The following is a 13,063-nucleotide window of genomic DNA, read 5'->3' as shown; positions in this document are numbered from 1 at the left end:
CGGCCTGCAAAACCCCGCATCCCGACCGGCCTGCGAGACCCGCGCCCCGACCGGCCTGAAGGCCCGGCGTCAGCGGCGGACCTCCGCCACCTCCACCGGGCGGCCCTCGCGCAGCGACAGGTCGGCGGCCTCGGCGACGTACAGGGCCTCGAGCGCGTCCTCGATCGTGCACGGGCTGGACTCGCTGGTGAGGAACGCGTCGATCTCGGCGCGGTAGGCGGCTTCGAAGCGGGTGACGAAGTCGGGCCAGGGCTCGGCGCCGGTCTCGGGCTGCTCGGCCGAGTGCAACGGGGCGCGCGGGCTGAGGCCGACGGCCTGCGTGCGCCGGGTGCCGGCCAGCTCCATCCGCACGTCGTACCCGCCGCCGTTGTAGCGCGAGCCCTGGAGCGTGGCCAGCGTGCCGTCGTCCAGGGTGAGCAGCGCGGCGCTGTTGTCCACGTCGCCGGCCTCGGCGAAGACCGCGGCGCCGCGGTTGGCCCCGCGCGCGTAGACCGAGACCACCTCCCTGCCGGTGACCCAGCGCAGGATGTCGAAGTCGTGGATGTGGCAGTCGCGGAAGATCCCGCCGGACAGCGGCAGGTATTCGGCGGGCGGCGGCGCGGGGTCGGCGGTGACCATGTGGACGCGGTGCAGCTCCCCCAGCTCCCCGGCGCGCAGCGCGGCGGCCGCGGCCACGTAACCGGGGTCGAACCGGCGCTGGAACCCGATCTGCACCCGGTTGTCGCCGCGTGACTCCAGCACCTTGACGGTCTCGGCGACCGTGCCCGCCACCGGCTTCTCGCAGAAGGCGGGGATGCCGCGCTCGCAGGCCGCGATGATCAGGTCGGCGTGGGTACCGGTCGGCGTGGCGATGACGACGGCGTCCGCCTCGAAGGGGTCGCCCGGCCTGCCGTACGGGGACGTGCGTACGGGATCGGCCACGATCAGCTCGTCGACCAGCGGGTGCGCGGCGAGCGTGGCGGCATGGAAGGCGCCGATCCTGCCCAGACCCAGCAATCCCACGCGCATGACGTCCTCCCCCTCGTTCCGGAATCAGATTCTTTTTCTAGGCACGCCTCTCTCTGTCAGTCAAGGTTTGTCCAGACATTCTGACCTTCAAGCCTCGTACGGCCGCCTCCGCCTTGTGCGCGGGCAACCGGGCGAACCCCATGACCACGGCCGCGGGCCCCGGCGTCCGCCGCATCGGGCCCACCGCCTCGACCAGCAGGCCCAGCTCGGCGGCTGCCCGCACCGTGCGCGGCTCGTCCCAGCCGTCCGGCAGCTCCAGGTAGACGTGCAGCCCGGCCTCGATGCCGCGTACCCGCACCTCGGGCAGCTCGGCCGCCAGCGCGCTCACCAGGGCGTCGCGGCGGCGGCGGTACTCCCTGCGCATGCGCCGCAGGTGCTTGTCGTAGGCCCCGGTACGCAGGAAGTGCGCGAGCGCGTACTGGTCGATGACCGGCGAGCCGAGGTCCAGCTCACCGCGCGCCCTGCGGATGGCCTCGGCCAGGTCGGGCGGCGCGGCCACCCAGCCGAGGCGCAGGCCGGGCGCGAGCGCCTTGCTCACGCTGCCGCACAGGATCACCCGGTCGGGCGCGAGGCCCTGCAGGCAGCCGACGGGGTCGCGGTCGAAGCGGAACTCGGCGTCATAGTCGTCCTCCAGGATCAGCCGGCGCCCCTCGTACGCCCACTCCATGAGCGCGGCCCGGCGCGCCGGCGACAGCACCACCCCGGTCGGGAACTGGTGCGCCGGTGTGACCAGCACGGCGTCGCCGCCCGCGCGGCGCACGTCGATGCCCTCTTCGTCCACCGGCACCGGCAGCACGTGCGCGCCCGTCCGCTTGATCAGCGGCACCTGGCGATGGCTCGTCGGGTCCTCGACGGCCAGCCGCAACGGGCGCTGCCCGTTGACGACGTGCCCTGCCATCACGTGCCCCGCCATAACGTGCAGGGCCAGGCTCAGCCCCTGGGCCACGCCGCTCACGACGATGAGGTTCTCGGGGCGCACGTCGGCCGCCCTGACCCTTCTGAGGTAGCCGGCCAGCTCCTCGCGCAGCTCAGGCACGCCGCCGGGGTCCCCGTAATCGAGGGCGTCCGAGGGTACGGTGGTCAGGACGTGCCTGACGGCCGCCAGCCAGCGTTCACGGGGGAAGTGGCTGAGGTCGGGGGAAGTGGGGCGATGGCCGTGATAGGGAACGGGGCTGGGACTGGCGCTCGCCGTCCCGCGGCGCACGGGCTGCGGCCTGGGCGGTGCGGCGGCGCGCTGCGGGGTGTTCGCGGGCGTCACCTGGGTGCCGACGCCGACCCTGGAGACCAGGAAACCCTCGGCGACGAGCTGCTCGTACGCCTCCACCACCACACCCCTGGAGACCTGGAGGTCCGCGGCGAGATCGCGGGTGGCGGGCAGGCGGGTGCCGGGTGCGAGCCGCCCGCCGCGTATGGAGTCGCGCAGCTCGGAGGCGATCTGCCCGGCGATGCCGCCCTTCGCGCGGTCTATGCGGATGTGGAGGTCGGCCATGTCGGTCCTTCGAATGGTCCTGTCTTCCGGCGCGACATTGGACTGTTTTCCCGAACCATTGTCTCCCTAGCATCGCACGCATGAGAAACGGCATCCTGGGCGCCGCCACGGCCATGTTCCTCGTCGGAACGCTGGCCGGGGTCGCGGGACTCATCGGCGCTTACCCCATCTACGGCGGCCAGGCCGTCCGGTATCTCGTCGCGGCCGTCGTCCTGCTCGCCATCACCAGGGCGCTCGGACTGCGGTTCGTACGGATGACCCGGCGCGAGGTGCTCTGCCTGGCCGGGCTCACCCTGCTCGGCCTGGTGTTCTTCAACGTCTGCGTGATCGAGTCCACCCGCGCCTCCGGCCCCGCGCTGGTCGGCACCGTGCTCGGCACCGTGCCGCTGGCGCTCGCGCTGGCCGGCGGCCGCCCCGCGCCCCGGCTGCTGTTCGGCGCCGCCGTGGTGGTGACCGGCGCGACGCTGGCCACCGGGCTCGGCAGCGGCACCACCGAGAGCCTGCTGTGGGCGCTCGGCGCGCTCGTCGGCGAGGTCAGCTTCTCCCTGCTGGCCATCCCGCTGCTGCCGCGCCTCGGGCCGATCCGCGTCTCGGCGTACTCGACCACGCTGGCCGTGCCCATGCTGGCCCTGGTCGGCTGGGTGAGCGAGGGCCCCGCCATGCTGCGCACGCCCACGCTGCCCGAGGCACTCGGGCTCGGCTACCTCGCGATCGTGGTGACGGTGATCGCGTTCTTCCTGTGGTACCGCTCGCTGCCCAAGCTGGGCCCGGGGCGGGCCGGGCTGTTCGCCGGACTCATCCCGGTGGCGGCGATCGTCACGGGCGCGGTGCTCGGCATCGCCATGCCCACCGCGTACGACCTGGTCGGCGCCGCTCTCGTCGTCACCGGCATCCTCGTGGGCCTGACCTCGGCGCGCGCGGGCGGCCAGGAGCCCGCCGTCCGGCCTTCGGAGGCGTAGAACGGCGTCGAGCTGCGTAGAGCCATTCCCTGGCCGGCTTCAAGGGCGCGTAATCTCTTGGAGCGACCGAAAGGATGGACATGGGCGAGTTCGACTACACCGACCTGCTTCCGCTTGGAGCCGACGACACCGAATACCGGTTGATCACTTCGGAGGGGGTGCGGAAGGTCGAAGCGGCCGGGCGGACGTTCCTCGAAGTCGATCCCGAGGCGCTGCGGCTGCTGACCGAGACCGCCGTTCACGACATCTCGCATTTCCTGCGCGCCTCGCACCTCGCCCAGCTCAGGAAGATCATCGATGACCCCGAGTCCAGCGGCAATGACCGCTTCGTCGCCCTCGACCTGCTGAAGAACGCCTCCATCTCGGCCGGCGGCGTGCTGCCGATGTGCCAGGACACCGGCACCGCCATCGTCATGGGCAAGCGCGGCCGCCACGTGCTGACCGACGGGCGCGACGCCGAGCACATCTCGCGCGGCGTGTACGACGCCTACACCAAGCTCAACCTGCGCTACTCCCAGATGGCCCCGCTGACCATGTGGGAGGAGAAGAACACCGGCAACAACCTGCCCGCCCAGATCGAGCTGTACGCCGAGGACCCCCACGGACACCCCGACGAGTACAAGCTGCTGTTCATGGCCAAGGGCGGCGGCTCGGCCAACAAGTCGTTCCTGTACCAGGAGACCAAGGCCGTGCTCAACGAGAAGCGCATGATGGCCTTCCTGGAGGAGAAGATCAGGTCGCTGGGCACCGCGGCCTGCCCGCCGTACCACCTGGCCGTCGTCGTGGGCGGCACCTCCGCCGAGTACGCGCTCAAGACCGCCAAGTACGCCAGCGCCCGCTACCTCGACTCCATCCCCACCGAGGGCTCCGCCTCCGGCCACGGCTTCCGCGACCTGGAGATGGAGGCCAAGGTCTTCGAGCTGACCCAGAAGCTCGGCATCGGCGCGCAATTCGGCGGCAAGTACTTCTGCCACGACGTCCGCGTCATCCGCCTGCCCCGCCACGGCGCGTCCTGCCCGGTGGCCATCGCCGTCTCCTGCTCGGCCGACCGCCAGGCGCTCGCCAAGATCACGCCCGAGGGCGTCTTCCTGGAGCAGCTCGAGACCGACCCGGCTCGCTTCCTGCCCGACACCACCGACGAGCAGCTCTCCGACGACGTCGTGCGCATCGACCTCAACCGGCCGATGCCCGAGATCCTGGCCGAGCTGTCGAAGTACCCGGTCAAGACCCGCCTGTCGCTCACCGGCCCGCTCGTCGTGGCGCGCGACATCGCGCACGCCAAGATCGCCGAGCTGCTGGACAACGGCGGCGAGATGCCGCAGTACATGAAAGACCACGCGGTCTACTACGCCGGTCCCGCCAAGACGCCCGAGGGGTACGCCTCCGGCTCGTTCGGGCCGACCACCGCCGGGCGCATGGACTCCTACGTCGATCGCTTCCAGGCGGCCGGCGGCTCCATGGTGATGCTGGCCAAGGGCAACCGCTCCAAGCAGGTCACCGAGGCGTGCAAGAAGTACGGCGGCTTCTACCTCGGCTCCATCGGGGGCCCCGCGGCCCGGCTGGCGCAGGACTGCATCAAGAAGGTGGAGCTGCTGGAGTATCCGGAGCTGGGCATGGAGGCGGTCTGGAAGATCGAGGTCGTCGACTTCCCCGCGTTCATCGTCGTGGACGACAAGGGTGAGGACTTCTTCGCCGACACCACCGGCCCCGTGCTGACCATCGGCCGCCGCTGAGGCCCGGTCGCGAGGCGCGTGCCGGACCCGCCGCTGGGGGCTCGCCCCCGGCGGCGGGGCGGTCAGGCGGCGATGCCGAACGGCGCGGGATAGGTGATCGTGCCCGACGGCACCGGCCCCGACCCGAACGGCAGGGCCATCATCGCCTCGTCGGGCGCGTCGAACGGCGCCCGGATGCCGTAGATGGACGCGCGGACGAAACCGAAGCGCGGATAGTAGGACGGGTGCCCGAGCACGAGCACCAGTTGCTCGCCGAGCGCGCGGGCGGCGTCGAGCGCGGCCGTGATGGCCGCGGCGCCGGCGCCTCGCCGCTGGTAGGCGGGCAGCACGGAGCAGGGCGCGAGTGCGAGCGCCGGCGTGTCGCCGACGTGGCAGCGGGTGAGCAGCGCGTGGCCGACGACCGTGCCGTCGTGCTCGGTCACGATCGACAGGCCGGGTATCCACGCGGCGTCTTCACGCAGCGCGTCGACCAGGTCGGCCTCAAGCGCGGTCGGGAACGCGGCGAGCAGCACCTGGCGGATCGCCTCTGCGTCGCGTTCCTCCTCTGGCCTGGTGACCCAGGCGTCACTCATGCGGCGACCGGCGCGCGGTGCGGAGCGACGACGCTGCCGTCGGGAAGCAGCAGGCCGGTGTCATCGAACAGCACGACACCGTTGCAGAGCAGGCTCCAGCCCTGGTCGGGGTGGGCCGCGATGACGTGGGCCCGCTCACGGTCGGGCGAGTCGGCACTCGGGCAAGGCGGGTAGTGACTGCACATCGCGCACCTCTCAGATAGCGCTCCTGATCGTTATCTTCATGATCTCTGTCAGCGGGCCGCAGGCAAGTGGTCAGTAGGGCAGGCGGCGGCCCGACGGCGTGCGAAGGTCGAGAGCGGCGGTCCTGACCGGCTTGCGCGGTCGGCGACGAACCAGGCTCTGTCGCATCTTCATCACGTCCTTCACGGTGTGTCCGCGGTGGCGGGGACCTCGGCCTACGGCTCCAGTCTGACGATGGGTACCGACACTTTCCCGCGAGTACGCCTGGGCGCTTCGCCGGGTTCCTATGCCTTGACCCTGCCCCCGTCTCCTTACGGCACTCTTTCAACTCGCTGACGGCACCCCGTGGTGCATGACGACCAGCCTGCCGTACGGCTGAAAGAGCCCTACCAGGCATCATGCACAACCGTTCGCCCGCAAGCTGTGCCGATCGACACATCTGACGTACAAGCTGGGCAAACACCGGGTCAGCGAAGCTTCCACACGGACCCCGGTGGCGACGAATGGGAGGTGATCGCGTACGCTGGGCTACCGGAGGCGGGCCGCGAGGCCGCCGGACCCTCCGGTTGCTGATGTGACCAGGGGGTTTGCTGACGCGACGAGTCATACGGGTTGACTGAAGTTCGCAACAATTAATCGGCCCTGCCTCTACTGGTCGGTTTACACAAATAGGTAAGCTGCCTGCCATGCGTGCGCCTTCCGGTTACCTCCTCGCCGCGCGCTATCGGCTTCTTGAGCCGGTTGGTCGTGGCGGCATGGGCACCGTTTGGCGGGCACATGACGAGCTGCTCGACCGGGACGTGGCGGTCAAGGAGGTGCGGCTGCCCAAGGTCCTCGACGAGGAGCTGCGCGCCGAGCTGTGCGCCCGCACCGAGCGCGAGGGCCGGGCCACCGCGATGGTCGCGCACCCGTCCGTCATCACCGTCTTCGACGTGGTCACCGAGGACGACCGCCCGTGGATCGTGATGGAGCTGCTCCACGCCAAGTCGCTGGAGCAGATCATCCAGGAGGAGGGGCCGCTCGAGCCGCGCAGGGTCGCCGAGATCGGCCGGCAGATCCTCGGCGCGCTGCGCGCCGTGCACGCCAAGGGCATCCTGCATCGCGACGTCAAGCCGAGCAACGTGCTGGTGACCGAAGACCGCGCGGTACTCACCGACTTCGGGCTGGCCGCACTCGAAGGTGACGTCTCCATCACCCAGGCGGGCATCGTTTTGGGGTCCGCCGGTTACATCGCCCCCGAGCGGGTGCTCGGCTCCAAGGCCAGTCCCGCCGCCGATCTGTGGTCGCTCGGGGCGACCCTCTACACCGCCGTTGAGGGCAGGGGCCTGAGCGGCAGGCGTACGGCCGCCGCCACGCTCGCCGCGCTCACCAGCGGCGAGCCGATCCCGATGCCGAAGGCGGGGCCGCTCGCGCCCGTGCTCGACGCGCTGCTGCGGATCGACCCCGCCACCAGGCTCGATTCCGTACGCGCCTCTTTGATGCTGGCCAGGGTGGCCGCGGGCGGCTCTGCCGAGGAGCCGCTGCCGCGCGGCAAGTCGCCCAGCAAGTCATCGAACAGGTCATCGGGCAAATCATCGGGCAAGGCGCAGGGCAAGTCCCAGGGCGGCAGGATTCCGGCGTCCCTCGCCCAGCCCCCTTTCGTACGCCGGCCCTCGCACCGGGGGCTGCACCGCGCCGACCCGCCCGCGGCGCCGTTCTCCGTGCCCTCGCCCAGGCTCGAACGTAAAAGCAGCGAGGGCGTCCATCGCAGGCGTGTCGAACAGCGGCCGCAGCCGTCGTCTTATGCTCGTTTCAAAGCGACGGTGATAAAGTTGTTCCTTCCTCGGCGGTTCTGGCCAAGAGAACTTCGCAAGCGAGGGTAAAGCACTTCCCAAGCGAGAATCGATATCTTCTTCTCATGCCGGAACAGCAGACACGCCTGCTCGCGGAGCGCTACGAGCTCGTCGCCCCGCTCGGCCGGGGCACGATGGGGACCGTGTGGCGCGCCCGCGACCGCGCGCTCGGGCGCGAGGTGGCGGTCAAGGAAATCCGCCAGGACCCCGGACTCACCGAGGAACAGCGGGCGGAGCTGCGCGAACGCATGGTCCGCGAAGGACGCATCGCCTCGCGGATCAACCACCCTTCCGTGGCCGCGATCCACGACGTCATCATTCATGACAACAGCCCGTGGATCATCATGGAGCTCATCGAGGCCCGCTCGCTTGAGCAGGTGATCGAGGAGGAGGGGCCGCTGCCGCCCCGGCTGGTGGCGGAGATCGGCGTCGACCTGCTCGGCGCGCTGCGCGCCGCCCACGCCCAGGGCATCACCCACCGCGACGTCAAACCTGCCAACGTGCTCATCACCGAGAGCGGGCGCGTCGTGCTGACCGACTTCGGCATCGCCAAGGCGGAAGGCGACTCGCGGCTCACCAAGACGGGCATGGTCATCGGTTCCCCCGGCTACACCGCCCCCGAGCGGGCCAGAGGCGAGTACACCGGGCCCGAGTCCGACGTCTGGTCGCTCGGCGCGACGCTGTACTTCGCCGTCGAAGGGCGGCCGGCGTACGAGCGCTCCACGGTCGCCGAGACGCTGGCGGCGCTGCTGACCGAGAACGCCGCCCCGCCCACCCAGGCGGGGCGGCTGCGTCCCGTGCTGAACGGGCTGCTGAACAAGGACTATCGGCAGCGGCTGTCCGCTGCCAAGGCGGAGACCTTGCTGCGCATGGTCGCCGACACCCCCACGAGCGAGATGCCCGCGCTGACGGCCGAGGCTCTTAAGGCGCAGGAGGCCGCATTGCCCGACCCGTTCGCTAAGTCGCCCGCAGGATCCGGCAACGGGCCGCAGGGTCCCGCCGGACAGGGACGCGGCCCTCAAGGGCCGTCCGTGCCAGGACCTCAAGGCCCTGGCGGGCCCGTTCCCGCAGGGCCCGGCGTGCAGCGCCCCGGCGCCCCCGTTCCCGGCGCCCCCGTTCCCGGCGCTCCTGGCGGACCCGGCATGTACGGCGGCCCCGGCGCACCGGGTGGCCCAGGCGCGCAAGGCCCGAGCGGACGCCCCGGCGGACCGGGCGCCCCGGGCGGACCCGGCGGACAGGGGCCGGGCGGCCAGGGAGGACCGGGTGTTCCTGGAGGTCAGGGCCCGGGCATGCAAGGCGGGCCAGGCGGGCCCGGTCAGGGGCCGGGGCAGCGACCGGCCGCGGCCGCCGGCGGCAGGGGCCCCGCATCGGGCCCGCAGGCCGCATCCGGACCTCAGGTGCCGGTGAGCGGCCCGAACTCGCCGACGTTGCCGCACATCAACACTCCGTATCCCCCGCCGGGCCGGCCGCAGGCCTTCGCCACCCCGGCCCCGGGCACCGCGCCCGGCACGGCACCGGGCAACGGCCCGCATGGGAACGCGCCAGGCAGCCCGTACGGGAATGTACCGGGCACCGGCCCGCAGGGGCCCGCGCAGCCGCAGGGCAACGCGCCAGGAGCCCCGCAGGCAGCCGCCCAGGGCGGTGCGGCCGGCGCCGGAGAGGACTACGACCCCGAGCGGACGATCAGCATCGCCCGCCCCAAGGGCCCGTTCCCGCCGCCGGACCAGGGCGCGGGCGGGCAGCCGCCGCAGAACGAGGAGAGCGCGGCGGTCACCACCCGCATCCCGACCTCGCCCGGCCAGCAGGTCTACCCCGTGCCGCCGGGCCAGCAGGGCTCGCAGCCGAACGCCCAGCAGCAGGGCCCCCAGCAGCCCGGCCAGCAGCCGCCTGGTCGGCAGCAGCCGGGCCAGAGCCACGGCCTGGGCACGGACCTGTTCGCCATCGCCGGCCCACCGGAGAAGCAGACGCCGGCCAACCGCAACGGCATGCTGATCCTGATGGCGGTGGCCGCCGCGGCCGCCGTGGTGATCGCCATCCTCATCGTCGCCTTCTTCTCCAGCTGACCCGCACTCCGGCCGGCAGGCACGAACGGCGTGAATGGCCACTCGTGCCCTGACCACGCCTTGAGAGCCCCGCTCACCGGCACCACAAGAACCCGCCGGTGAGCGGCCGCAACCCGCTGGTGAGCGGCGGCCCCGGCCGTAAGCGGCCGGCTCGGTGAACGGCCGCCCCGGCCGTAAGCGGCCGGCTCGGTGAGCGGCCGGCCCAGCCGGTAAGCGTCCGGGCTCGAAGAAGGCGCTCGCGCAGCGACGAGCCACCGCGACACCCGGCCTGTGAGGGGGCGGCCCGCGAACCCACGGCGCTCGCGCAGCGACGACCCGCCGACAGCAGCGGGCGGCACCCCCTCCCAGCGGAAGCCTCGCGGAGGCGTGAGCAAATTCACCGCGGGCAAGCGGAGCGGACACCCGGCCGGCCCGCTCCCGCCGGACATCACCCGGCCGCCCGACAAAGCCCCTCAGCGGCGACCCGCCACCACGCCGACGATCGACAGAAGCGGCAAAAGTGCAGGTCAGGCCCGTAATCCAGCGGAAGCCTCCCCGCCGGACACCTCCCCCACGACGCCCTCGGCGGCGGCCCGCCGCGAAAACGCGCCTGCTGAAGGGAATACGGGGGCGTGAGTAAGACTGGAGGTCATGAGTGAGTTCAGGATCGAACATGACTCGATGGGCGAGGTACGCGTGCCGGTCGGCGCGAAGTGGCGTGCCCAGACCCAGCGAGCGGTGGAGAATTTCCCGGTTTCCGGCCGCACGCTCGAAGCGTCGCACATCGCCGCGCTCGGCCTGATCAAGGCGGTGGCCGCGGAGGTCAACGGCGAGCTGGGCGTGATCGAGAAGGACATGGCGGAGGCGATCGCGCAGGCCGCCGCCGAGGTGGCGGAGAACGAGCACGACGACCAGTTCCCGATCGACGTGTTCCAGACCGGCTCGGGCACCTCGTCCAACATGAACACCAATGAGGTGATCGCGACGCTGGCCGAGGAGCGGCTGGGCCGCCCGGTGCACGCGAACGACCACGTGAACGCCTCGCAGTCGTCCAACGACGTGTTCCCGACGTCGATTCACGTGGCGGCGGCCACCGAGGTCAGCTTCCACCTGCTGCCCTCGCTGCGTCATCTGGCGGAGGCGTTGCGGGAGAAGGCGGCGGAGTTCGGCGGCGTGGTGAAGTCGGGGCGCACCCACCTCATGGACGCCACGCCGGTGACGCTGGGCCAGGAGTTCGGCGGCTACGCCACGCAGATGGAGAACGCGGTGGCCCGGGTGGAGTCGGCGCTGGAGCGCGTGCTGGAGCTGCCGCTTGGCGGCACGGCGGTGGGCACGGGCATCAACACGCCGCAGGGGTTCGCGCAGGCGGCGATCGCGAAGCTGCGCGAGGCGACGGGCATCCCGTTCGTGGAGGCGCGCGACCACTTCGAGGCGCAGAGCGCGCAGGACTCGATCGTGGAGCTGTCGGGGCAGCTCAAGGTGGTCGCGGTGTCGCTCACCAAGATCGCGAACGACCTGCGCTGGATGGGCTCGGGACCCCGGGCGGGGCTCGGCGAGATCAACCTGCCCGACCTGCAGCCCGGCTCGTCGATCATGCCGGGCAAGGTCAACCCGGTGATCCCGGAGGCCACGGCGATGGTCGCGGCCCAGGTGATCGGCAACGACGCGGCCATCACGTTCGCGGGCGCGTCCGGCAACTTCGAGCTGAACGTGCAGCTTCCGCTGATCGCCCGCAACATCCTGGAGTCGATCAAGCTGCTGGCGAACGTGTCGCGGCTGCTCGCCGACCGCTGCGTCAGCGGGATCACGGCGAACGTGGACAGGCTGCGCGAGTACGCCGAGTCGTCCCCGTCCATCGTGACCCCGCTGAACCGCTACGTCGGCTACGAGGAGGCGGCGAGGATCGCCAAGCAGGCCCTGGCCGAGCGCAAGACGATCAAGGAGGTCGTCATCGCGCGCGGTCACGTCGAGGCGGGCACCCTGACCGAGGAGCAGCTCGACGCCGTGCTCGATGTGCTCTCCATGACCAGGCCCTGAGCATCACCGGCGCTCACCGGCCGGCGGCCTGCCGCGTCGCCTGCGCCCAGCGGGTGAGCAGCGTACGCGCCGCGCCCGAGTCGACCGCGTCGGCCGCGCGCTTGACGGCGGCGGCCAGCGCGGGCGTCAGGTCGGCCGCGGGCGGCGTGCCGTCGGCGGCGACCAGCGCGGCGGCGGCGTTGAGCAGGACGACGTCGCGCACAGGCCCGGCCTCGCCGGCGAAGACCGCGCGGGCGACCTCGGCGTTGTGCCGGGCGTCGCCGCCGCGCAGGTCTTCGGGGCGGGCGCGGGGTATCGACAGCTCGAGCGGGTCGAAGGCGGTGCGGGTGACCCTGCCCTTGCGTACCACCCAGATCGTGGAGGGCCCGCAGGTGGTCAGCTCGTCGAGCCCGTCGTCGCCTCTGAAGACGAGCGCGGAGCAGCCGCGCTCGGCCAGCACACCCGCGATCACGGGCGCCATGGACGGGTGGTAGACGCCGACGGCCTGGGCGGGCGGCAGCGCCGGGTTGGTGAGCGGGGCGAGGAAGTTGAAGACGGTCGGCACGCCCAGCTCGCGGCGCGGCCCGGAGGTGCGTTTGAGCGCCGGGTTGAAGGCGGGCGCGAAGCAGAACGTGATGCCGGTCTCCTCCACCACCCGGACCACGGCGGCGGGCGGCAGGTCGATGACCACGCCCAGCTCTTCCAGCACGTCGGCGGCGCCGGCCTGGGACGAGGCGGCCCGGCCACCGTGTTTGACGACCTTGGCGCCCGCGGCGGCGGCCACGACGGCCGCCATGGTGGAGATGTTGACGGTGCCGGCCCGGTCGCCGCCGGTGCCGACGATGTCGACGGGGTCGCCGGGCACCCGGATGGCCGCCGATCTGGACAGCATGCCGTCGGCGAGCCCCGACACCTCGGCCACGCTCTCGCCCTTGGCGCGCAGCGCGACGGCGAACGCGGCGATCTGGGCGTCGGTGGCCCGGCCCGACATGATCTGCTCCATCGCCCAGGCGGCCTGGCGGGAGGTGAGCGACACGCCGTCGAGCAGCGTGGTGAGAAGCTGCGGCCAGGTGGTGGTCATGTGGTCCCCTTTCTCGTCTGTGCTCGACGGGGGGACACCCACCACACGGTGACGGCCGCCTCGTCGAGGCGGCCGTGTGCGCATCATGCCGGGAGGACCGCCTAGGAGGCGGACCACCACTGGGACAAATGCGCGATCATGCGCCCAA

At 71.8% G+C, this 13,063-nt stretch carries 10 protein-coding genes; 5 read left to right on the top strand and 5 right to left on the bottom strand.

The features are described 5' to 3' along the window. Nucleotides 1-69 precede the first annotated feature (69 nt). Together AB0K67_RS35390 and AB0K67_RS35385 are read right to left on the bottom strand one after the other, a co-directional pair. Nucleotides 70-1,008 carry a Gfo/Idh/MocA family oxidoreductase gene (locus tag AB0K67_RS35390; RefSeq protein WP_364068851.1) on the bottom strand — a complete coding sequence of 313 codons (939 nt, stop codon included), beginning with the start codon at nucleotides 1,006-1,008 and terminating at the stop codon, nucleotides 70-72. A gap of 37 nt (nucleotides 1,009-1,045) precedes the next feature. Beyond that, a complete protein-coding gene (locus AB0K67_RS35385; protein WP_364068849.1) occupies nucleotides 1,046-2,497 on the bottom strand; it encodes a PLP-dependent aminotransferase family protein in 1,452 nt (483 codons plus the stop codon). An 80-nt stretch (nucleotides 2,498-2,577) separates the two neighbouring features. Here AB0K67_RS35385 and AB0K67_RS35380 point away from each other — a divergent pair, with 80 nt between their 5' ends. Together AB0K67_RS35380 and AB0K67_RS35375 are read left to right on the top strand one after the other, a co-directional pair. After that, nucleotides 2,578-3,456, top strand: coding sequence for a DMT family transporter (locus AB0K67_RS35380; RefSeq protein WP_364068847.1), 879 nt, complete (start codon nucleotides 2,578-2,580; stop codon nucleotides 3,454-3,456). Nucleotides 3,457-3,536: 80 nt separating this feature from the next. Further along, the gene (locus AB0K67_RS35375) at nucleotides 3,537-5,189 is read left to right on the top strand and encodes a fumarate hydratase (protein ID WP_364068845.1); all 1,653 of its coding nucleotides are present in this window, start codon (nucleotides 3,537-3,539) and stop codon (nucleotides 5,187-5,189) included. A 62-nt stretch (nucleotides 5,190-5,251) separates the two neighbouring features. On the opposite strand, the gene AB0K67_RS35370 is transcribed toward AB0K67_RS35375, so the two are convergent. Further along, nucleotides 5,252-5,761, bottom strand: a complete 510-nt coding sequence (locus AB0K67_RS35370; RefSeq protein ID WP_364068843.1) for an N-acetyltransferase — start codon at nucleotides 5,759-5,761, stop codon at nucleotides 5,252-5,254. Further along, entirely contained in the window at nucleotides 5,758-5,946 is a 189-nt protein-coding gene (locus AB0K67_RS35365; protein ID WP_364068841.1) for a DUF5999 family protein, read from the bottom strand. The genes AB0K67_RS35370 and AB0K67_RS35365 overlap by 4 nt, the downstream gene beginning before the upstream one ends. A 684-nt stretch (nucleotides 5,947-6,630) precedes the next feature. Between AB0K67_RS35365 and AB0K67_RS35360 the strand changes: the two genes are divergently transcribed. The 3 genes from AB0K67_RS35360 to AB0K67_RS35350 all read left to right on the top strand — a co-directional run bounded on the left by AB0K67_RS35360 (nucleotide 6,631) and on the right by AB0K67_RS35350 (nucleotide 11,855). Continuing rightward, nucleotides 6,631-7,806, top strand: coding sequence for a serine/threonine-protein kinase (locus tag AB0K67_RS35360; protein WP_364068839.1), 1,176 nt, complete (start codon nucleotides 6,631-6,633; stop codon nucleotides 7,804-7,806). Between the two features lie 35 nt (nucleotides 7,807-7,841). Further along, nucleotides 7,842-9,839 (top strand): protein kinase, encoded by a 1,998-nt coding sequence (locus AB0K67_RS35355; protein WP_364068837.1) that lies wholly within the window; start codon nucleotides 7,842-7,844, stop codon nucleotides 9,837-9,839. 630 nt (nucleotides 9,840-10,469) lie between these two features. Next, entirely contained in the window at nucleotides 10,470-11,855 is a 1,386-nt protein-coding gene (locus tag AB0K67_RS35350; RefSeq protein ID WP_364068835.1) for a class II fumarate hydratase, read from the top strand. Between the two features lie 13 nt (nucleotides 11,856-11,868). On the opposite strand, the gene trpD is transcribed toward AB0K67_RS35350, so the two are convergent. Then, nucleotides 11,869-12,915: an anthranilate phosphoribosyltransferase gene (gene trpD / locus AB0K67_RS35345; protein WP_364068833.1), complete on the bottom strand. Its 1,047-nt coding sequence runs from the start codon at nucleotides 12,913-12,915 to the stop codon at nucleotides 11,869-11,871. Between the last annotated feature and the right edge of the window lie 148 nt (nucleotides 12,916-13,063).

Origin of the sequence: Nonomuraea sp. NPDC052634 (assembly GCF_040678535.1) — a bacterium.
Lineage (GTDB): Bacteria > Actinomycetota > Actinomycetes > Streptosporangiales > Streptosporangiaceae > Nonomuraea > Nonomuraea fastidiosa.
This window is presented reverse-complemented; position numbering and strand designations above follow the sequence as displayed.